We start from the raw sequence: 19,254 nt of genomic DNA, 5'->3' as shown, positions 1-19,254 counted from the left end.
TTATTTGTAAAAATATTTTAAATTTATCGTAAATAGGTGTATTATTTTTTTATCACTGTCAAAATTTTTATACATAACAGGAGGACAATATGGCATTCTCATTTCCCACAATAAAAGAATTTCTAAAAATTTTATCCATCGATCATACATACAGCATGCAACCTACCCAGCAAGTTAACGAAAAATTTTATTACCGCCCTTCTACTACAGAAGAATATAACTGCGCAGTTATATATGAAGATGACTCATTCACTGCTTTAATTGACGCGTTTTCTAATGAAATGGCCGTTATCGTAATGAACAAAAATAAAGAGCCTATATGCTGTATAACGTCTCAGCAAATCATTCCGTTTCTTATTAAGTCATACAATGAACTACAATCTTTTTATAACACCGTAATACAAACAACGGATTCTTCTGTTACAGTTATCGATGATAAAGAATGTGTTCGCACTTGGACAGATGGCGCCGAAAAGATTTTTTCAGTCAACTATACTGAAATTATTGGACAACCTATCACTCGTTTTTTTGACTATAAAGATTTGGAAATCTTGCAATCATTACATGACGGAAAAAGCATAATTGCTCAGTTCCATCAGCCTCGTCCAGATTTGTTCGTATTAATTAATTCAAATCCAGTGTATTGTAACGATGAAATTATCGGAGCTGTCGTTTCAGAAACTGATGTAACAAATCAAGTCGCTTTAAATGAAAAACTATTTAATATGTCACATGAAATGCACCGTTTAGAACAAGAGGTTGCAAAGTACAAAGATGAATCCGACCCTTTCCTTGCGATGAATGGAAAAAGCCCTGTTATACAAAGAACGATACAATTAGCTAGAAAAGTTTGTTCGGTGAAATCAACTGTTTTAATACTCGGCGAAAGTGGTGTTGGAAAAGAAGTATTTGCAAAAGCGATTCATGAAGCAAGTGAATCAGCTAAGGCACCTTTCATTTCAATTAACTGTGGCGCCATTCCAGAAGCGTTATTTGAAAGTGAATTATTTGGGTATGAACGCGGGGCGTTTTCTGGTGCAAGTAGTAAAGGCAAAAAGGGTAAAATAGAGCTCGCGCAAGGCGGTACTTTATTTCTAGATGAAATAGGAGAAATGCCGCTCGATATGCAAGTAAAACTATTGCGTGTACTACAAGAACGAAAATATTACCGAGTTGGTGGAGAAAAAGAGATTCATATTAATTTCCGCATTATCGCGGCTACAAATCGTGATTTACAAGAAGAAATGAGAAAAGGTACGTTCCGAGAAGATTTATACTATCGCCTAAATGTAGTTAGCTTGCATATTCCACCGCTGCGAGAAAGACGCGAGGATATTATTGAATTAACTTATTCTTTCTTAAACGATTTTTCAATCAACTACAACAGACCAATTCGTGACTTACCTTCTAGCATTATGCATGAACTGCTTCATTACAATTGGCCAGGTAATATTCGCGAGCTTCGTAACGTCGTTGAAAGACTTGTCGTATTTGCGACTGACGGGATTATAAAACAAGAATATTTACCATTTCATACAACTGAAACGTTAGACAATCATACGGCTCATTCCGTATTACTCAGCAACAATCATACAATCCTCTCCTTACAAGAAGAGATGGATGAACATGAGAAAAAAGTCATCGAGAGGGCTTTACGCATTTTAAATGGGAATAAATTAGAATGCGCGAAACAGCTCGGTGTTACGAGGGCCACTTTATATAACCGCCTAAAAAAACTCGGGTTACAATAAACCTTCCTTCTCTATTTTGGCATAGTTTTTGCATAATAATTTGTGAAAACCGAACTAGAGGAGGAATACATATGACGAATAAAGATCACTTAATTGTTTGTCGATGTGAAGAAGTTACATACGGACAACTTCAATCGACAATTGCTGCATATAAATGCTCGGCAAGAGAATTAAAACTAAGAACACGTGCTGGCATGGGATTTTGCGGTGGCCGCACATGTAGAATGATGATAGATCGAATGATTGAAAGTGCAAATCCCGACGTAAACACTAATGAAATTCCATTAAAATATCAACCACCAGTTCGCGCAGTTACCTTTGGAGCGGTAGGTGAAAATCAATGAATAGAATTACACATCACCCTATTTTAGGAAGTTTAAATAGTAGGAAGCGCATCACTTTCCAATTTAACGGGCAACAGTATGAAGCCTATGAACATGAAACGATTGGGGCGGCTTTACTTGCAAACGGAATAAGAACTTTAAGAGTGCATGAAGATAGCGGAACACCGCGAGGTATTTACTGTAATATCGGGCATTGTTCTGAATGCCGCGTGACAGTAAACAATCAAACGAACGTACGAGCATGCTTAACTGTTGTTGAAAAAGATATGGTAGTTGATAGCGGCAAACAGCATCCAAATATCGTGAGAGAGATGGTGAAAAAGCGATGAACGATGTCATTATTATCGGAGCTGGACCAGCAGGTTTGTCAGCCTCCATCTCTTGTGCTCATTTTGGACTAAATGTACTTGTTATTGATGAATTTATGAAGCCTGGCGGAAGGTTGCTCGGACAATTACATCAAGAACCTACTGGAGAATGGTGGAACGGAATAGAAGAATCAAAACGCCTTCACGAAGAAGCAAAATCACTTTCAGTTGATATTCGATGCGGCATTTCCGTCTATAATTTAGATAATGATGAAAGTTCTTGGTTCGTACATACGAATATCGGTACGTTAGAAGCACCGTTCGTTTTACTTGCTACTGGCGCTGCTGAATACTCCATTCCCCTTCCTGGTTGGACACTTCCAGGAGTCATGTCAATCGGGGCAGCCCAAGTAATGACAAATGTACATCGCGTTCAAGTTGGGCGAAAAGGAGTAATCATTGGTGCTAACATTTTGTCCTTCGCTATTTTAAATGAATTACAATTAGCAGGTATTAAAGTGGAACATATCGTACTTCCTGAAAAAAGTGAATTAAGTCAAAAGGCTGGTGAACCAGAAGAAGTTTTAAACTCTCTATTACATGCTGCACACCTTGCCCCTTCGCCTTTATTACGTATAGGTAGTCGATTGATGAAATATAATTGGGCGAAACAAGCTGGATTAAACTTCTATCCAAATAACGGTATGAAAATAAATGGCACACCGCTTCACCTTCGAAAAGCAGCTCTTGAAATTATCGGTACAGATCAAGTTAAAGGTGTACGCGTTGCTACTATTGATACGAAAGGAAACATCATAACTGGATCGGAACAAATATATGAGGCAGACTTCGTTTGTATTGCCGGTGGCTTATACCCTCTTGCTGAGCTAGCCGCTGTAGCTGGTTGTCCTTTCCGTTACATTCCGGAATTAGGCGGGCACGTTCCTCTCCATTCCGAAACGATGGAAACCCCTCTTACCGGTTTATTTGTAGCCGGCAATATAGCTGGCATTGAAAGCGGAAAAATCGCTATGGCACAAGGAACTGTTGCTGGATATTCAATCGTAAAACAAGCAAATACAAAATCCCATTCGGTTGAACTACACTTGCAACAGGCGATCCAACATGTACATACCGTACGACAACAAGCTGCCATTCAATTTAACCCGATGATTGATGTCGGTAGACGGAAAATGAATGAAATTTGGCGTGATTATTCCCTAGCATATGCACATACTAAAAAGAGCTGCTGAGATTACTCTCAACAGCTCTTTTTTCTACTCATTTGAGTTATTAAAACTTTGCTAATGCGTAAATGCCTTCTTCATCGTCTAATTCAAGTTGTAACCTTGCTGCAAATGAATTGACATTATATTCTCTATCAAGCAATAAGCGTAGTGCTTCGATTAAGTTCGCTTGAATTAAAATTTGTTTGCGACCATTTACCTCTACTTCAGCAGAGAAACCATAGTCATCGTCATACATTAATTCAACTAAAACTTCTTCTGGACCGACTTGTCTTTTTTCAGCGATATATACGCAAAGTGCATTTATTAATTCTTGTTCAGAAATTTTTATTGTTTCCATGCTACTTCATCTGCCTTTTTCTTACGTTGATCTTTGAAGTATTTAAATGCACGAACTGCTAACATTACGATACCAGCCATTACTAACATATTTACCATAAACGCTAATACAGAACCAAGAGCTCCCATATTTGCAAATAAGCTACCCATTAGTAAACCACCAAGACCACCTAGTAATAAACCTTTCATAAAGCTTCCTTTATTACTTTTTGGTGCTGTGTTTGTTGCTTTGTTTTTTGAATCTGTTGTTGTTTTTTGTGAATTCACGTTAGTATCTTTTTTGTTCAAATCAACTTTTGACTTTTGACCAGAACTTGGTGTGTATGATTTTTTACCAGATTTGTAACTCTTCGCTGCTGCGTGATCTACAAACATGAAGCTACTAGCTCCAAAGATAACCATGAATGCTGTCATGACTGCTACAAGTTTTTTCAACATATTATATCCATTCTCCTTTTATATAGATATATGTGAAATCTACCTTTCTAGTAAATTCAGAATGATAGATTTGTTTTTAAAAACATTTTAAAGGTTCTTATGAACTTATTATATGAACTTTTGTCGAAATATGCAAGCTTTATTTACTTACAACAGTTTGGTGACAAAGGAAAAATTAAGCAAAACAGAATTGACTTTAAATGAAACAAAACATATTATAGGTTCATAAGAACTTTTTAATATTTTTGGAGGTGAAAAGATGGAAACATTTCATCTCACACGAAACGAAATGGCTACCCTTCTTCTATCTTTAAGAGGATGGAATACGAAAAAGCCTCTCGGTATTTTACAAGAAGCGTGGGCAAAGTCACATAAAAAAGATATTGAAAGCGGACAAAGCGTAACTGCTTTTATTACTACCGCACTTTCACCTATTTTTGAAAAACTGATTAAAATTGATGATACAGACGTCGGTTTTTCATTAAATGAAATAGTTGCGCTTGGAAATCAGATTGAAAATACAAGTTTCTCAGTAACGGCCATGCAAAACTGGGTAAAACGAGATATTAAAGAAATGATTGGCTCCCCTCAAAAAGGGAAAAAATATTCAATTGAACAAGCAGCCTTACTATTCATTGTCGAAGATTTAAAAACAGCACTTGATTTTGAATCCATTCGTAAGCTATTACGCCTTATCGTAAATGACCCAGCCGATCGAAGTGATGACTTAATCAATCCTGTTCATTTATATGGAGCATACTCTTCCCTATTTGAAGAACTCAATCAAGGGAATTGCTTACAACTAAATGCAACAGATACAGTTCATACAATTGAAAACATCGTAAAAGAAAAAGCTGATAAAATCGCAAGCAAGTTCGATCAGGTTAACAACGAACAACGTGAAGCAATTCGTAACGCTATTATTATTGCGACACTTTCTGTACATACCGCTTATGTACAAATGTTAGCGAAACGTTACGTAACAGCAACTTTATTTTTACAAAATTTAGAAGTGAAACCGTAAAAAAATAGGAGCAGCAATGCTTCTATTTTTTATGAGAAATTTTTAATAATTTTTTCATTATCTCTTCATGAAAACTGGGCTTATATCCTTCACTATAATACTTATGAGAGACATAAAAGAATTGAAATAGCAATCCCCTATATAAATAAGGTATAATCTACATATAGTGAACCTTTTACATTGTTAAATAAAGGGACATTTATTCAAAAATACATAAACTAGAAGGTGCAACAATGGTAAGTAGTTTTATTCATTCAGTATTAACATTTTTTGAAGGATTAGGTTATTGGGGCATTATGCTTGGTCTAATGATTGAGATTATTCCAAGTGAAATCGTCCTTGCTTATGCGGGATTCTTAGTATTCAATGGTAGTATCTCATTTGTAGGCGCCGTTGTATTCGGTACAATTGGCGGCGTTATTGCTCAAATCTTTATTTATTGGCTTGGACGATACGGTGGACGACCTATATTAGAACGATACGGAAAATATATTTTCATTCATAAAAAACATATAGATGCAGCTGAAGATTGGTTTAACCGTTACGGGACTGGTGTAATTTTCACTGCACGCTTTATTCCAGTAGTACGTCATGCGATTTCAATTCCTGCTGGTATTACAAAAATGCCATTATTACGTTTCACTACATTAACAGCACTTGCAATCATCCCTTGGTCTATCATTTTCATTTATTTAGGTGAAAAACTAGGTCAAAATTGGGAGAATATTAATGATATTGCTGGGCCATATGTGAAATCATTCGCAATTGGCGGTGTCATACTCGTTCTTTTATACTTCATCATTAAAAAATGGACAAAAAAACGTAAAAATCTTGCTTAAGATAATAAATAAAAACCGCTATATATTCATTACGAACTATAGCGGTTTTTTATGTTTAAATTGACTAATCTTGAGAAATCACAAGAAAACCCCTCAGTTTAACATTTACATGGATAAGCAACAATTCACTCGTCCATTTCGTATATTATCTCAAAAAGGAGTGATTTCCCTATGCATTGGCAACAAAAAATACAATACTTAATCGGACGCCCTATCGGTATTTCTTTCATAAATGGGCAAGGAACTTCTGGTGTATTATGTTCAGCACATGATGGTCAATTATATGTGTATGAATACCTTTATCAAGCTCAATTCGCAATGAAGCATTATGATTTTAGACAAATTCAAGATATACATGCCTTTCCGAATTGCCCACATCAAAATCCTCTGTACTAAAAAAAGGAACAGCTTATAGCCGTTCCTTTTTCTCCACACTTATTTTTCAGTATAAAAGTTATGCACTGCTTCATCAAAGTAAATCCAGCCTTTCCAACCTAAATGAATTGTATCTTTTAAGAAATACTTATCATATTCATGGCCAGAAAAATCAACTACTGGGTATCCTGCTTTCTCAACTTGTTCCCGAACTTTTTTATAATACACTTCGCGGCGTTCTTTAGGGAAACCAGCGTAATCATACCACGGTCCATTTACAGGTACAGAAATGAATAGTGGCTTAACATTTTTCTCTTTAAATATATTTAAAACAATTTGTAAGTCATCATATTCTGGTGATTCTTCATATGATTCATTTGCTCTAAAGTTTTTTAAACCTTTTAATTTTTTCTTCAAATTATGTTTATAGTAATACGGATTTTCAATTCCGAATGTGTTTGTAGTAGATTCCAATTTCCCTTCTTCCTCCGCATGTTTACGTGCATCTACCCAAGAAATTGAACGTAGTCCTATATTTGTTTTTTCTTTCATCGGTTCAATCTTAAATAAAGAGTTAAATACATCTCTATGATCTAAAATATTTCGATGCATATAAGCAAGCGGTTTGACTAAACCTGCTTTTATGTTATGTTTCGTATCATTATATACAATACCTTCTAATGAATTTTTTAATATATCATCTTTTTGAACAACTTTATAGTCTAATAGTCGTTTCGCAATTTGCTTCTTCATTTCAGTATTTATTTCATCATTAAAAATAAAATGATATGCTTGTTGTTTAGAGAAATTGTTAGTGAAATCCCCCTGTGATACCCCTGTCTTTGTAAACCATTGTGGCGATAAAACAAAGACTACTTTTTTACCTTCTAATCCATCCATCGTAGACGTCATATTCAATATATGAGCTAAACTTTGCGTACCGCCAATTCCCATTAAATATGGTGTAAAACCTGCGGGATTTACTTTAAAGTAATTAGACGGATGATATGCATCCATTCGTAAAAATTCAGATGAACCATACATCGGTAAATACTGCGAATTCTCTAACATTTTTTGCTGCAAGAAAACACTTTGCAATTTTTCTTTTTGTAAGGAAGTTGCCGCATCTTCTACCTTTTTATCACTAATAAGTGATACTAAACTTCTCGATGGAATGAGTATGATAATGAAAAAAAGCACACACGCTAAAATTATGGGACCAAAAGCATGCTTCATTTTCATCGTCTCTTCCTCTTTCTATCGCTATTAAATTGTAACCCTTGTTTTTGACACGCCATCATTTCTCTCCTTTTTCTCTTTACATGTTCCATTCTATTTATCTATTATATACATGTATGTATTTCTTTCCTTGTTCTATTAAGTCCTATATAAATAGCACAAGAAAATGTTTCCATAGAAACACGTTAATTATACAAGATTCTACATGAATTTCACACTGAAATTTTACTAATAATTTTATTTTTAAGACATGAAAAAATATATAAAATGTCTATACATTTGAAACTGTACAAAAAAACAGACAATCACATACGTGAAGTCTGTTTCTCCATAATTTTATTTCTGCACATCTGCCCATTTTAAACTTGTAGCTGGACCGAATTGATGTACATATAAATCTTTCACATGCGGCTTTTGTAAGTATGATAATCCGCGCTGGAATACCGGTGCAATTACTGCATCATCGAGTAATATTTTCTCAGCATCTTGCATTGCTTTCCAACGAGCTTTTTCATCATTACCTAATTCTGTTTTAATCTTCTTAATTAACGCATCGTAATCTGGGTTTGCATATTCTGTATTGTTCACACTGCTTCCAGAAAGGAATACTTCTAAATAAGTCATTGGATCTGGATAATCTGGTAACCAGCGTGATAATGACATTTCATATTCCTTCTTCTTCTCTAACGCCAGTTTTTGCGTATGTGGTTGTAATTTTACATTTACCTTTAAGCCTGGTAAGTTTTTCTCTAGCTCTTCTTTAATGTATTCTCCTACTTTTTTGAAGTTTTCTAAGTCATAGTTTAATAACTCAAGCGTCACTTCATTTGTACCAGTCTCTTGCTTCGCCTTTTCCCAATATTCTTTCGCCTGTTTTACATCAGTTTTATTAAACTCACCTGCTGTACTTCTAAAATCTTTTTTATCTGGACCTTTTAAAAATCCTTTTGGTACGTAATAGTTAGCAGCAACCGAACCATCATTTAAAAATGAATTCGCAAGTCCTTTCTTATCAAACACTGTACTTAGCGCAAGCCTTGCGTTTTTATTTTTAAGAATAGGTACATTTTCATTGAATCGGAAGAAGTACATAACCGGATCTGTATATTGTTTTAGCTCTTTATTATTTTTATATTTATCGACGAATTCTTTAGAAATGACAGCTCTATCCACTTTATCTGTTTCATATAAATTTACCGCAGTTGAAATTTCCTTTACAATTTGATAGTTTATTTCATCTAGCTTCACTTCTTTTTTATCCCAATACTTATCGTTTTTCTTCATTGTAAAACTCGCTTCATGCTTCCACTCCGATAATGTAAATGGCCCGTTATATACCGCTTTATTTGCTTCTAATCCGTATTTATCACCTTGTTCTTTCGCATATTTTTCGTTAATTGGATAGAAGGACGGTAAAATAAGTAGTTTTGTAAAATACGGTACAGGATGTTCTAACTCTACAACGAACGTTTTATCATCCTTTGCTTTTACTCCTAATTCCTCTAACCCTAGTTGTTTTTTATTTATTTTCTCCGCATTTTTCACATCGTACGCAATGTATGCATATTGAGAAGCTGTATCTGGATTAATAAGCTGCTTCCAAGCGTATACGTAATCTTGTGCTGTTACTGGATCTCCGTTAGACCATTTCGCATCACGTAAGTGGAATGTATATGTTTTCCCATCTTGACTCACTTCATATTTTTGTGCTCCAGCTTCAATCACTTCATCATTTTTCGATAAACGGAATAATCCTTCCATTACGTTATTTAAAACGTTAAACGATACCGCATCTGTTACTTTCCCTGAATGTAAAGACAGAATTTCACCTGTTTCTAATAACTGTAATACTTTTTTCTCATCTTTCGGCTTTGTCGTTGTTTTTTCTTTTGCGCAGCCAACTAAAAATGAAGAGGCTAATAAAGTACTAACTAATGAGTAACGAACAACTTTTTTCATTTGAAAACCCCCTCTACTTTTTATGGTAAGTAACGACGAGCACCAGCGTATTCTTCTATATATCCTGGTGTATTAAGCGGTATAATCTCTACTGATCTTTCAGCTCTCGGCGAGTGAATCATATTTCCGTCACCAATATACATCCCCACATGATGAACACTGCCTTTTCCTTGATCATGTGCAAAGAAGATTAAATCTCCTTTTTGTAAATGTTCTTTATCAACTGCAACTCCATTTCTCGATTGCGGACCTGAATCTCGCGGAATTGTAATACCGTGCGATTTATAAATCGTATGTGTAAATCCAGAGCAATCAAATCCGAAACCACTTGTACCAGCCCATATATACGGTAATCCTAAAAACATTTTCCCTGTGTTTATTAAATCATCGGCCGCCGGAGTTGGAATATCATTTTGAGAACGGTAAACCGTTCCATCATTTTTTCGTAGCCAAGCTTTCTGTCCGTTTGGTAACAACACGCGATATGAAATCGTATCTTCACTAAGTAGCGGCAGTCGCGTATTATAACTCACTTCAAGCGATTTATGTTTTTCAGAAGGATTTATATATAAAATGGCTGTCGGTTTCGTTACTAATACGAAAGGTTCATTTGTTTTATCTGCAAATTCTTGATTATATGTTAACTGTTTTTCAAGCATCCACCCTGGGTAGCCTTCTTCATTTCGCGGTGTTGGCTGACCGTGAACTAGCACTTTCACCCAGTCCCCTTTTTTATCAACAACCGTTACTTCTTGACCTAATAGCGCTTGCGTTTCTAATTTATTTGCATTTGTTAACCAAAGTTTCTCATCAAGCGTCATCGATTTCGTCCACTTCCACAAATCAACTGGATTTGTAGCACTCGGTGCATCAATTGGTCGTAATGAATCAGGTGCAGTCCAAAGTGTTGCGGCAGATACATCGATAAACGCCTTACTATCTTTCTTTTCTTCAGCATGTACTGATGTAAACGATGAAAATATAAATAAAGTTGTTAAAAATGCAGTTCCTACTTTTTTCATACATATCCCCCTTAAAAGATAGTTTACTTGTCTCTTCTCCTAAGATTTACTATTCACTGTTGATTGAAGGTTTACCTTTGATCCCGCATAAGTCATTCCTTCCGGTTCTTCCATTAACCAAAGTGGTGCATCCAAATCGAAGTAATGAATATTAGGATGTGCAGCAGCTAAATGGGCTACAGCACTAACAGAAAGTGAGGATTCCATCATACTTCCGACCATACATTTCACACCAGCTGTTTCAGCAATATCGGCAATACGCCACGCTTCACGTATACCACCACATTTCATTAATTTAATATTGATTAAGTCTGCATATCCTCCTTGAACAATTTTCAATGCATCACTCGCTGAAAATATGCTTTCATCTGCCATAATGGGCGTTTGCACATGATCTTTGACGTACTTTAATCCATCCCAATCTTTCGCATGAACAGGTTGTTCAATAAATTCAATATTTAAATTGCGATTTTCCATCTCTTTAATGATCGTAACCGCTTCTTTTGGATTCCACCCTTGATTTGCATCTAATCGTAACGTCGTATTTTTTGGTACGCTATTTCGAATCGCTTCAATACGTTCTAAGTCTAAAGGAGCAGATTTTCCCACTTTAATTTTTAAAATTTGAAATCCTTTTTCTACATGTTGCTTTGCCTCTTTCGCCATAATAAAAGGCTCATCTACACTCACCGTAATATCTGTATGAATATCTTTCTTCCCGCCTAATAATGCGTAAAGTGGAACGTTTTGGTGTTGACAATACACATCATATAAAGCAATATCTACCGCCGCTTTCGCACTTGGGTTTCCAATACAACTCATCTGAATGTGCTGTAGTAACTGCTGAAATTGAATGATATCTTGACCAATTAAACAGGAACGCATCGGCCCAATTATTGCTTCTTCAATCCCGTTAGCGAAATCACCTGTAATAACGGGTGTTGCGGTTGCAGCCCCCTTGCCAACAATTCCTTCATCAGTATGAATATATACATCTAAACTTTCTATTTCAGTTACGGTACGAAGCGCTGTTTTAAACGGTGTGTGAAGATTAACACGTCTACGATTTACTTTTACATCAGTGATTTTCATATTGTTCATCCTTTCGTTGTCTAACAAAGTGGAACCTTACTATTTAAAAATAAATTATGTTTTTACGTACAATTCATCTCCTCCTTTGCTTGCTTTTCATGTAGGAGGTTAATGTGAAATAAAAAAATCCAGCCATAAGAAGATTCTTACGGCTGGATTTTGTCTAGGAATGTGTAGACAAAGCAGCGATTTGATTATATTTTTTCCGCGCATCTTTTAACGCTACAAGTAGTGCTTTTTGAGACGAACCGAAGTATCTATTTTTTATTTCTGTTACTAATAGTGGGTCATTAATATTTTTATGTAGAAACAAATATTTAACGAATTGAGATGTTAATGCAATTGTCGCTGAGCAATCTGCATCTACAATTTCCCCAGTCTCCTTAACAAGTACAAACGCTACAAAATAGCTTTTAAACTTTTCGGTAATGGGATTATTTTGAGGTGCTTTCGCATCCCCTACGACATAAATTGTATTTGAAGCGTACACAGCTATCTTCCTTTCTAATACGGGATAACGGTTTTCTTAATAGTCGCATGAGTGATAAACTCAACGTTGATTAAAAAATGTATCCGCTTACCTTGTATTATAATATAATTAACAGAATTTTAACAACATTTATTTCGGTATATATTCCATAACTATAAAAACAGCTCAAACTCTTCATGTTTACAATATGTGATTGTTTCTTGTACCATGCCATTCATACATGAAAAAACAGTTAGCTATCGCTAACTGTTCTATTACACTACTTCGGCAACACAAATATAGTTTCATTTGACTTAGAAAACTGATATTCTTTTCTCGCAAACTTCAAAATTTCTTCCTCATCGTCTGTTAAATTTTCTATGTTAGTCTTTAAAGAAGCCTGATTTTTCTTTAAAGAAACCAATTGTTTTTTTTGATTCGTTATTGTATCTTTTTTTTCTACGATTATTTCTTGTTGTTTCGTTAAAATAAATTGAAGGTACAAAGTAGCCGCCACAATAAATATAAACATGAATATAAATCGTCTTAGTTTTTTCTTATTAATTGCTCGCTTCTCATTAGGCTGTGATAGTTGCTCTTCTATATTAGGAACATTTATTCGCTTGAGTTTCCTCATTATGAAATCCCCCTAACACATATATTTTCACTACCCTCGGCATAATCCCTTACTAACTTTAATTCTATTCTTATAAAATAAGCTCCTTCACAAAAATATCTCACAAATTAACCAATTAAAGATAGCATTCGACGACATTTCCATATTTACATTGCATTTTTTTATGTATGCTGCCATAAAATAGTAGTTTCTGTTATTCTTTTTCTACTATTGTAGAAGAGTTTTTTCACACACAAAATTTCTCCTTGTTATAACATGCTTACAAGGAGGGAAAAGATAAATTATCGTATATTCGATAAAACTGGAATTACTGTTTTAGAACTAAGACTTTGAGCATAGATCACCTGTTAAGAAACTTTACTAAATAAAAAAGCCCCAATTGGGCTTTTTTATTTTACAATTCAATTTCATATTCCATGCTTTTTGCCGTATTCTCAGCATTCTCCTCACCTAACAAATTTTTCACGATATGAAATGACATGTTAATACCAGCTGAAATACCTGCAGATGTAATAATGTGTCCTTCATCTACAAATTTCACATTCTCCATTACTTCTACATTCGGAAAATCTTTTTTGAAGGTTTGAATACTAGCCCAATGCGTTGTTGCTTTTAAGCCTTCCAGTAAACCGGCTTTCGCAAGTAATAGCGCACCCGTACAAACTGAAGTCATTAGCTTTACTTCTTTCATTTGCTGACGGACCCAATTTATTATAATATCATTTTTCACTTCATTTTCCCGAACTCCTTTACCACCTGGAATGATTAAAATATCAACTGATGGTAAATCTTCAATACTATAATCCGGCAGTACCTTTAATCCGTTTCTTGCTGTAATCATTTCTCCATTTTGGCTAACTGTATAGACAGTAAATGGTTTTTCTTCATCCGCTTCGGTTACAGAAAAAACTTCAAATGGCCCAGCAAAGTCTAACACTTCTACCTCGTTAAATAAAAATATGCCTACACTCCATTTATTTATCATACGTTCACTTCCTGTTTTAAATAATGTAAAAGGTGATCATGTCCTTTTGCTAATGCAATATGAAATGCTGTTCCCCCATCTTTCAAAATATTTAAGTATCCCTTCTTCTATATGTTCTATTGATTATGATATTTTCCTGTTAAAACTAAAGTTTACATAATAATATTATCTATCTAATTCCCATCTTTTGTTTTAAATGTTAAAATTTCCTGTCAAAATAACTATGATCATGTTTAATACGGAGGATAACATATGATATGTTACAAGTAATGCATTTAAATAATGAAGACTATGATTTAATTACAGCTGCTAAAAAAGTAATTGAAAAAAAATATAAATATGGCCGTCATCATATCGGTTCAGCTGTAAGAACTAAAACAGGTAATATTTATGCAGCAGTGCATGTTGAAGCGAATGTTGGAAGGATAACAGTATGTGGTGAAGCAATGGCGATTGGAAAATCTATTTCAGAAGGCGATTATGAATTTGATACCATTGTAGCAGTTGCTCACCCGCACCCTCATAAAGACATAGAAAAATGTTGGGTTGTTGCTCCATGTGGTATGTGTCGAGAATTAATAAGTGATTACGGAAAAAATACGAACGTTATACTTTCTTATAATGGTGAACTTGTAAAATGTAACGTAATGGAATTATTACCTGAAAAGTATACAAGTGAAGTAGAATAATCATTCATACTTTCAACATATCAAATAATATTATTCCAATAAAAAACAATCCATTTTAAAAACGGATTGTTTTTTTATTTCTTTTTTATGCAGTTTATTTTATTTTTCTATTTTCGATAATTATGAAATTAACATTAACAAAAATGAAATACAAATATTTAAGTACGTATCGCGGTTCGTTTTTCATTTGAAAGTAAAAATATAATTTCTCCTTACATTTGAAAAAAATCAATATGGACCCTCTAAAATCAGCAGTCTTATCATACCAATCTATAACAATTCTGTCTTCTTCCCTTACCAGTTTCCTTTAACACATATGATTTTAAAACAAGGGCCGTTAATGAATCTGTTAATGTTTTATATGATAAATTAGATAATGCCAATAGATCGTTCGTATATAACATTCTATGCTTCTCTAATAATAATAGTACTAATCGTTCAGACGGTTTTAATGCCTCATCACTTTCTAGTATAAAGTCTATATTTTTCATTTCTCTAATTGTTACTCCTTATATAAAAAAATACTTGCACAACTAATTTAATATAAAAATAATACACAACAAGATTTGAAGTATATTAAAATAACATCATTTCGAAACACTATTATACTATAACATAGAAAAAGCATTTCCCGAAATAGGAAATACTTTTTAAAATTTCTTATATATTTCTTCCAAACTTACATTATATTTCGAATTCTTATCCGTACAATTTCCTCCTAATTTTTGCTGGTCATACAGATGTATTTGTATTAAATTAACCTATTCTAAATTGATTTAAATAAATAAAAAACGGTTAGTCTATTATGCTCTAAACATGAATGACTAACCGTTTTCCAGCTTCTTCTCAATTATCATGTTCTACCTTAAATATTTCTTGCAATATGCGGCTTACTGTAATGACTTGTACCACCGCCACCTACTACTACTTTACCGCCTTTTTCAAAAATCAGTAATTTACTTGAACCATCTGCAAGAAGTACTATTACTTCAGCATTGTTACTTGTTGCTACATAAATTACATAACCACTTTTTGATATACACGTTTCCCAATTCGCATCAAATTCTGATCTTAATACACGATTGGAATACACTTGATTTTCAACTCTATCTTGTGCTTCGTTTCCCAAAATTTATCCCCCTAATTCTCCAAAATATCATTTACAAAAAATAACGATTCTATTTAAAATAGTAACTGTCTTTAATATAAATAGTATATGTAGGTAGTAGAAAAATGCTTGGACAATGAAAACGTAATAACATGTAAGTAATATACAATTGAAATAAGGCAATCGATACAGTATCGATTGCCTTATTTTCATAAATAATTCTTTATTTTTCATTTCGCATAGCTTCAAAAGTAAACATTTGATTTGCATTTGACGGTTCATTTTCATAAACATAGTCAGCCGAGCAAGTAATGTTAGAGAAACCTATACTTTCTAACAGAAGTTTAAACTCGTCTATTCCATACCAGCGCACCGCAAAGCGTTGCAGTTCTGATTGTACTAACTGTCCCTTACTCCATTTTTCATATTTTAAATATGATAGAGTAACTTGGTTCAACCAATCTATTTCAATTGATTTATTTTCTAATGTAATTCCGTCTCCGCTTGGCAAAGAAAAGGTCGATGTATGAATCTCTCCAGTCTTCCAGTCATGCGGAAGCATAATATCTACGATTAAACGCCCGCCTGGATTAAGGTGTTCATAAAAACATTTCAATGCGTTTATAGAATCCGCACGATTTTCAATTAAACAAAAGGATCCAGTAGGAATGATAATTGCCTCATATTTATGCGGCAGTGAAAATTGTTGTAAACTTCCTTCATACAAATGAGGATGTAAGCCTCTCTCATTACATCGTATACGGCACGATTCTAGCATTTCAGGTGAATAGTCAATCCCATCCACTTTAAAACCAGCTTCAAGAAGTGGGATGATAACACGCCCTGATCCGACTGCCGCTTCGAGAATTCTTCCTCTACCATTTTTTAAACGTTCTTCGTAATACTCAATATCACCATTTAAAGAATACCCGACAGGCTTTGTGTAATCATAAAGTTCCGTGCAAAGTGTACTATAAAAACTAAACATTTATTTTCTCCTCCGTTTTATACGTACGGAAGATTTTAACTCAATTAATCTTCCTGCACCTTTATTTTTAATAAAAATTCGAAAGAGCTGACTGTCATAATATATCACTCGCTTTCCATACAATATAATTATATTGTATAATATTCCATTCAAAATGAACATATGAAAATTCAGAATTATATTGAAAGGAGGATATGATGAATTCATTAATTGGATTTATTTTTCTTCTTATCACTTTTAATACACTGATTTTCTTTATAGCAAAGAAATATCAACGAATATGGAAAATAGCCAGTGGTATTTTCATACTTTCTTCTCCCGTTGTTTTCTTCGCCACTTTGCACGTAATTGGTGAAAAAGTAGGAGATGGATTCGCTGGAGGTTTTGCTGGGCTTACCTTTAGTGGTCTATTGATCATGAATGCAATTTTTTTATTTGTTGTAAGCATTTTTGTATCTACTAATAAAAATTCATAATAAACTCCCCATTTCAAAGTTTAAAGAGCTTACTATGCAGTAAGCTCTTTATTCATAACTATTTATTTCACAATCGGCAATGTTACTTCACTTAATTTTACTGTAAGCTTCGTGCCCGCTTTCGGTCTAATTGTATAATCATAGTCACTAGCGATTAAAATGACCCCTATTTGATGCCCCGCTTTAAATACATAATCATCAGGCTGCATATCCCATGTAAATGTATAATCTTTGCCCGGTTGAATCGCTGTTGAATTTTCTATACTCTTTAAGTTTTGTGGATCCATCCAGCCTCTCGTTACAATTTCCGGCTTTGCTCCACCATAATCAACAAGTAAAGCAGTTAAATTTGATACAGATCGATCAATATTTCCTCTAATTGAAATCTTTGGTGTACCGCTTATACGCGTATCTTTTTGAAGTACAGGCATTGTATACACTAATCGATTGGCTACTTCTAATTCTGGGTTTGCTATTAATTGATTTGATTTCATTTTTGCATCATCTACGAATGAGAAAACTTTATTTGCAGAGCCCATACTTAATGGCAAATTAACTGCTTTGTTACTTAAATACATACGAACTTTTGACGGTACAGCTGCTGGATCCGGCCAATTTTTTATTTTATCCCAAGTTTTATTTTCACGTTGAACATCAACCATTGGTTCATTCATAATTCCATTTTCAATTCCATACAACCAATAATCGAGCCATTTATTTTGTGTTCTTTGCCAGTCATTCGTTGATGTTTCACCATGTCCACCCTGATGTAACCACATTTTACGAGGAACATTATTTTCTCCAAGTGCATCCCACCATTGCGCGAACTGCTTCGTCTTTACATTCCAATCATTTAAACCATGAACAACAAATACGCTTGCTTTTACATTTTTAGCATCTTTTACATAATTACGTTTATCCCAAAAATCATTATAATTACCAGTTTTTCGGTCTTGTCCAGCTGTTAACTCTTTTATTACTTGTCCGCAAACTTCAGGATTTTCTCTTGTTAGAACTGCTTCTGCCATATTATCAGTATCTTCTCCTTGGTATCCACCTGGCGCAATGACTGCACCGTTTGCACGATAATAATCATACCAACTACTAATCGCTGCGATTGGAATAATTGTTTTTAAACCTTCAACACCAGTCGTCGCTACAGCATTCGGTAACGTACCATTATAAGAAACTCCTGTCATACCTACATTTCCTGTAGACCAATCAGCCTTAACTTCCTCACCATTTTCTGTATACGCTTTCGCACGTCCATTCGCCCAATCAATGACCGATTTCGTCCCTAATATTTCTTGCTCATCCCCAGTAGTCGGACATCCATCTGATTTACCAGTTCCAATACTTTCACCTAAAATGACTGCATAGCCTCTTGGCACATAATAATTTCCGTATGAACCAAGATTAACAGCTCCATACGGTTTCCCTTCATACGCATACAATTCTTCATCTACATTATATACAGGAACATCTTTTAAGCCAGATCGATATGGACTCATTTCATAAATAACGGGAACTTTCACATTCGAATCAGTTTTTGGACGCATAACTTTTACTGATACACGATCCTTTTTTCCATCTCGATCACTATCAACTTCTGTTTCTACAAATAAATTTTCAATAATTGCTTCATCAAGCGAATAAATCGGTTTTGTCATTCCATTTTCTAATTCTATCTTCGTGTTTGAACGTACCGCTTCTGAAACATTTCCATTTAACTTCACATCATTCTCATTTATGTAGTTTGTTTCTTTACTGTCTGCATACGCAGTCATACTAGAAACTCCTGACGTAATTGATAAAGATAATATTGCTGATAGTGCTGCTATTTTCTTTTTCCCCATACCCTTCCCTCCCCATATATTTCTCCTTTTACTATACACTAAAATTACAGAAAATTCAGTTTATATTTT

General features: G+C 34.3%; 22 protein-coding genes and 1 pseudogene. 9 read left to right on the top strand and 14 right to left on the bottom strand.

Annotated features, from left to right (window positions below):
• Positions 1-89: 89 nt before the first annotated feature.
• The 4 genes from DN393_RS12555 to DN393_RS12540 all read left to right on the top strand — a co-directional run bounded on the left by DN393_RS12555 (position 90) and on the right by DN393_RS12540 (position 3,656).
• Positions 90-1,751 carry a sigma-54 interaction domain-containing protein gene (locus DN393_RS12555; RefSeq protein WP_064475525.1) on the top strand — a complete coding sequence of 554 codons (1,662 nt, stop codon included), beginning with the start codon at positions 90-92 and terminating at the stop codon, positions 1,749-1,751.
• A 71-nt stretch (positions 1,752-1,822) separates the two neighbouring features.
• Positions 1,823-2,095 carry a (2Fe-2S)-binding protein gene (locus DN393_RS12550; RefSeq protein ID WP_000182228.1) on the top strand — a complete coding sequence of 91 codons (273 nt, stop codon included), beginning with the start codon at positions 1,823-1,825 and terminating at the stop codon, positions 2,093-2,095.
• On the top strand, positions 2,092-2,424 hold the full coding sequence (locus DN393_RS12545; RefSeq protein WP_064475526.1) for a (2Fe-2S)-binding protein: 333 nt from the start codon (positions 2,092-2,094) through the stop codon (positions 2,422-2,424). Before DN393_RS12550 ends, DN393_RS12545 begins: the two co-directional genes overlap by 4 nt.
• Positions 2,421-3,656, top strand: coding sequence for an NAD(P)/FAD-dependent oxidoreductase (locus DN393_RS12540; protein WP_149173545.1), 1,236 nt, complete (start codon positions 2,421-2,423; stop codon positions 3,654-3,656). Before DN393_RS12545 ends, DN393_RS12540 begins: the two co-directional genes overlap by 4 nt.
• 40 nt (positions 3,657-3,696) lie before the next feature.
• Here the strand turns inward: DN393_RS12540 and DN393_RS12535 are convergent, their stop codons facing one another.
• Together DN393_RS12535 and DN393_RS12530 are read right to left on the bottom strand one after the other, a co-directional pair.
• Positions 3,697-3,990: a YxcD family protein gene (locus DN393_RS12535; RefSeq protein ID WP_103655049.1), complete on the bottom strand. Its 294-nt coding sequence runs from the start codon at positions 3,988-3,990 to the stop codon at positions 3,697-3,699.
• Entirely contained in the window at positions 3,978-4,427 is a 450-nt protein-coding gene (locus DN393_RS12530) for a hypothetical protein (protein WP_000914488.1), read from the bottom strand. The genes DN393_RS12535 and DN393_RS12530 overlap by 13 nt, the downstream gene beginning before the upstream one ends.
• A gap of 259 nt (positions 4,428-4,686) precedes the next feature.
• Here DN393_RS12530 and DN393_RS12525 point away from each other — a divergent pair, with 259 nt between their 5' ends.
• The 3 genes from DN393_RS12525 (at position 4,687) to DN393_RS12515 (ending at position 6,686) form a co-directional block, all read left to right on the top strand.
• Complete coding sequence (locus DN393_RS12525; protein WP_000447228.1) at positions 4,687-5,451, top strand: DUF1836 domain-containing protein; 765 nt, start codon at positions 4,687-4,689, stop codon at positions 5,449-5,451.
• A 233-nt stretch (positions 5,452-5,684) separates the two neighbouring features.
• Positions 5,685-6,290, top strand: coding sequence for an undecaprenyl phosphate transporter UptA (uptA, locus tag DN393_RS12520; RefSeq protein ID WP_064475528.1), 606 nt, complete (start codon positions 5,685-5,687; stop codon positions 6,288-6,290).
• A gap of 171 nt (positions 6,291-6,461) precedes the next feature.
• Positions 6,462-6,686: a hypothetical protein gene (locus DN393_RS12515; RefSeq protein ID WP_000558703.1), complete on the top strand. Its 225-nt coding sequence runs from the start codon at positions 6,462-6,464 to the stop codon at positions 6,684-6,686.
• A gap of 39 nt (positions 6,687-6,725) precedes the next feature.
• Here DN393_RS12515 and dltD read toward each other — a convergent pair whose 3' ends face one another.
• From dltD to DN393_RS31945, 8 genes and pseudogenes are all read right to left on the bottom strand, one after another.
• Complete coding sequence (gene dltD / locus DN393_RS12510) at positions 6,726-7,907, bottom strand: D-alanyl-lipoteichoic acid biosynthesis protein DltD (protein WP_098103140.1); 1,182 nt, start codon at positions 7,905-7,907, stop codon at positions 6,726-6,728.
• Positions 7,908-8,240: 333 nt separating this feature from the next.
• Positions 8,241-9,863 carry a peptide ABC transporter substrate-binding protein gene (locus DN393_RS12505; protein WP_149173544.1) on the bottom strand — a complete coding sequence of 541 codons (1,623 nt, stop codon included), beginning with the start codon at positions 9,861-9,863 and terminating at the stop codon, positions 8,241-8,243.
• Between the two features lie 20 nt (positions 9,864-9,883).
• Positions 9,884-10,885 carry a C40 family peptidase gene (locus tag DN393_RS12500; RefSeq protein WP_149173543.1) on the bottom strand — a complete coding sequence of 334 codons (1,002 nt, stop codon included), beginning with the start codon at positions 10,883-10,885 and terminating at the stop codon, positions 9,884-9,886.
• A 39-nt stretch (positions 10,886-10,924) separates the two neighbouring features.
• Entirely contained in the window at positions 10,925-11,986 is a 1,062-nt protein-coding gene (locus DN393_RS12495; RefSeq protein ID WP_142315085.1) for a dipeptide epimerase, read from the bottom strand.
• 154 nt (positions 11,987-12,140) lie between these two features.
• On the bottom strand, positions 12,141-12,467 hold the full coding sequence (locus tag DN393_RS12490) for a DUF3870 domain-containing protein (RefSeq protein ID WP_064475534.1): 327 nt from the start codon (positions 12,465-12,467) through the stop codon (positions 12,141-12,143).
• A 259-nt stretch (positions 12,468-12,726) separates the two neighbouring features.
• Positions 12,727-13,083 (bottom strand): FtsB family cell division protein, encoded by a 357-nt coding sequence (locus tag DN393_RS12480; protein ID WP_064475535.1) that lies wholly within the window; start codon positions 13,081-13,083, stop codon positions 12,727-12,729.
• Between the two features lie 394 nt (positions 13,084-13,477).
• Positions 13,478-14,068, bottom strand: coding sequence for a DJ-1/PfpI family protein (locus DN393_RS12475; protein ID WP_098112140.1), 591 nt, complete (start codon positions 14,066-14,068; stop codon positions 13,478-13,480).
• A pseudogene (locus DN393_RS31945) lies at positions 14,065-14,151 on the bottom strand (ankyrin repeat domain-containing protein); the annotation flags it as partial. The gene DN393_RS12475 and the pseudogene DN393_RS31945, both read right to left, overlap by 4 nt.
• Before the next feature lie 174 nt (positions 14,152-14,325).
• Here DN393_RS31945 and DN393_RS12465 point away from each other — a divergent pair.
• Positions 14,326-14,757, top strand: a complete 432-nt coding sequence (locus tag DN393_RS12465; RefSeq protein ID WP_064475537.1) for a cytidine deaminase — start codon at positions 14,326-14,328, stop codon at positions 14,755-14,757.
• Between the two features lie 260 nt (positions 14,758-15,017).
• Here the strand turns inward: DN393_RS12465 and DN393_RS12460 are convergent, their stop codons facing one another.
• From DN393_RS12460 to DN393_RS12450, 3 genes are all read right to left on the bottom strand, one after another.
• Positions 15,018-15,248, bottom strand: coding sequence for a hypothetical protein (locus DN393_RS12460; protein WP_000789031.1), 231 nt, complete (start codon positions 15,246-15,248; stop codon positions 15,018-15,020).
• Positions 15,249-15,622: 374 nt separating this feature from the next.
• Complete coding sequence (locus DN393_RS12455; RefSeq protein WP_064475538.1) at positions 15,623-15,886, bottom strand: hypothetical protein; 264 nt, start codon at positions 15,884-15,886, stop codon at positions 15,623-15,625.
• Between the two features lie 202 nt (positions 15,887-16,088).
• Positions 16,089-16,853 (bottom strand): class I SAM-dependent methyltransferase, encoded by a 765-nt coding sequence (locus DN393_RS12450; RefSeq protein ID WP_064475539.1) that lies wholly within the window; start codon positions 16,851-16,853, stop codon positions 16,089-16,091.
• Between the two features lie 194 nt (positions 16,854-17,047).
• Between DN393_RS12450 and DN393_RS12445 the strand changes: the two genes are divergently transcribed.
• Positions 17,048-17,329 carry a hypothetical protein gene (locus DN393_RS12445; RefSeq protein WP_098102868.1) on the top strand — a complete coding sequence of 94 codons (282 nt, stop codon included), beginning with the start codon at positions 17,048-17,050 and terminating at the stop codon, positions 17,327-17,329.
• A 62-nt stretch (positions 17,330-17,391) separates the two neighbouring features.
• Here the strand turns inward: DN393_RS12445 and DN393_RS12440 are convergent, their stop codons facing one another.
• Positions 17,392-19,185 carry a Xaa-Pro dipeptidyl-peptidase gene (locus DN393_RS12440; protein WP_149173542.1) on the bottom strand — a complete coding sequence of 598 codons (1,794 nt, stop codon included), beginning with the start codon at positions 19,183-19,185 and terminating at the stop codon, positions 17,392-17,394.
• Between the last annotated feature and the right edge of the window lie 69 nt (positions 19,186-19,254).

It is taken from the genome of Bacillus sp. BPN334 (assembly GCF_008368885.1).
GTDB lineage: Bacteria > Bacillota > Bacilli > Bacillales > Bacillaceae_G > Bacillus_A > Bacillus_A wiedmannii.
The sequence above is the reverse complement of the archived record's forward strand: the minus strand, read 5'-3'. Positions and strand labels throughout refer to the sequence as shown.